The organism is Neobacillus terrae, from assembly GCF_011393025.1.
In the GTDB taxonomy this organism is placed as follows: Bacteria; Bacillota; Bacilli; order Bacillales; family Cytobacillaceae; genus Neobacillus_A; species Neobacillus_A terrae.
Map to the genome: position 1 here is coordinate 1 of NZ_JAAOEO010000071.1, position 1,846 is coordinate 1,846.

2 protein-coding genes are annotated in these 1,846 nt (G+C 37.7%); both read right to left on the minus strand.

Annotated features, from left to right (window positions below; all coding sequences use genetic code 11):
* Positions 1-864: 864 nt before the first annotated feature.
* Positions 865-1,020 (minus strand): YjcZ family sporulation protein, encoded by a 156-nt coding sequence (locus G8761_RS26640; protein WP_166030949.1) that lies wholly within the window; start codon positions 1,018-1,020, stop codon positions 865-867.
* A 33-nt stretch (positions 1,021-1,053) separates the two neighbouring features.
* Entirely contained in the window at positions 1,054-1,146 is a 93-nt protein-coding gene (locus tag G8761_RS26645) for a YjcZ family sporulation protein (RefSeq protein ID WP_166030950.1), read from the minus strand.
* Positions 1,147-1,846 lie beyond the last annotated feature (700 nt).

The window sequence follows — 1,846 nt, forward strand, 5'->3', positions numbered from 1 at the left end:
AGAATGTACTTTAAGTAACGGGTACTTTAGTTAAGGAAGGATTGCTGCTGCAATCCATTTTTCTTATTCAACTAAAGTGGCAGTTTAGCTCAAAAATGTGAAACATTCAAGCGATAAAATACGCAGTAATATGTAATGACTGACTTAAATGGATGGAACCTAATATCTTATGTTGAAAAATAAAAAAGCCTCCTTATCGGAAGCCTTTAGATAGATTTATAATTCAATTCCCCGATCCTTTGTTGCAGATTTTCAATCTCCCGTGGAAGTCTTTCTAACAGTTGATAATATTGTTCTGCATCGTACTTCATCCCAGGATAAATTGCACTTAATGAGCTTACGCCATTTTCCCGGATAAACTCCAAACGTTTTTCGGTTTCGGCTAAAGCTACTGTTAAATTTTCTAAAAGAGTTGCAAACAGCGTTTCCCCCTAATTTATCTTTGCTAACTAACCCTGTACCCTGCTTGGACTACAATTAAACCTGTCTGTATAGAAATTTATTTCAAAGAAACATTCCCGAAATGTGATTGTTTTAAAATCCGGTGGGTAAACAAGGACTGTTACGTACCGTACCAAGGGTGGATTCCCCCAATCCATCCCTCTCCCTCACTTAATCTATTGCTTTTGCAGTAGATTTTTTTGATTAAAAAAGCCCCCCTTTATTCCCGGAATAACAGACTTATGTAAGAAGAAGAAGTATCTGGGTTGCTTCTTCTTCCTGAGAGGTAATTCAATGTCTGGTGGAGACATACTACAAAATATGCTTGACCTCTTCTTTCGGCAGGGCTTACTTCCCTTCTATGAATAAAAGGCAAAAAAGAAAAAGCCTACAAAAGGCTCTTTCCATAGAACTTTTTATTAATTAATAAGCCAAAGTTGCTCCAATAATGATCAACAGAATAAACAGTACTACGATTAAAGCGAAACCACCGCCGTAGCCACCGCCGTAGCCACCGCCGTAGCCATAGCCACCGCAGCCACATCCACCGAAGCCGCCGTATCCACCGAAAAAGCCCATAAAAATCCTCCTCCCAAGGGAAATTATTTACTTTTAGTACACGAAGGAAGCTCCTACAATGATCAGTAGGATAAACAGAACAACGATTAAGGCAAATCCGGAACCATAACCTGCTCCACCAGACATAAACAACCCCTCCTTCCTTGTATTAACAAATTATGTGAAATAAAAAAAGTTGGAAGGGCACATACCACAAAGGAATTAGTCATTTATTTTCTTTAACCAAATTAAAAACGTTTAATATACTACATTAACCACCCAGCTCTTCAGCAGTAAGGCAGTGACACGGACTTCGATGGAATTTATGTAAAAAGGAAAGGTCCTTTAAAAGGGCCTTTTTTCAATTTCAGACTTACTACAAGTCTCAAAAAAATAATGTAAAACACCCATAAGGGGATTGCACAGTGTAGCAATATCTTCATTCCAAACAATAACGAATATCGGGTTAAACCTACTATCATAAACGGTAAGGTATTTTATTAAAAAAACTCCCTCAACAAGTATAAAGGGTTCCGTTTTGAGGTGCTTTTTGGTTAAATGACACAAGAAATGACGTATGAATTGGCATACGTCATTTTCCTTATTTATTAAGGTTTTTAGAATATTTTATTGTTTTTGACATAGCAAATGACATTATAATTTATACTGAACAATAAGTATTGTCCTGTTAAAAAGGAGTGCCAAAATAGCTGTCAATTTCAATGTCACTTGGCTGCTGGCAATATTGTTTTCTTATTGAAGTAACGGGGAGGTGTGCGGCCGAGCCTAGGTCGTATCATATAGCGGGTGGGATTCCCGTCGAGTAAGAACTAGCCATTCGCTCGTA

Coding starts and splice junctions, on each gene's coding strand:
- G8761_RS26640 (WP_166030949.1), bottom strand. CDS start 1,020: ATGGGCTTTTTCGGTGGATACGGCGGCTTCGGTGGATGTGGCTGCGGT.
- G8761_RS26645 (WP_166030950.1), bottom strand. CDS start 1,146: ATGTCTGGTGGAGCAGGTTATGGTTCCGGATTTGCCTTAATCGTTGTT.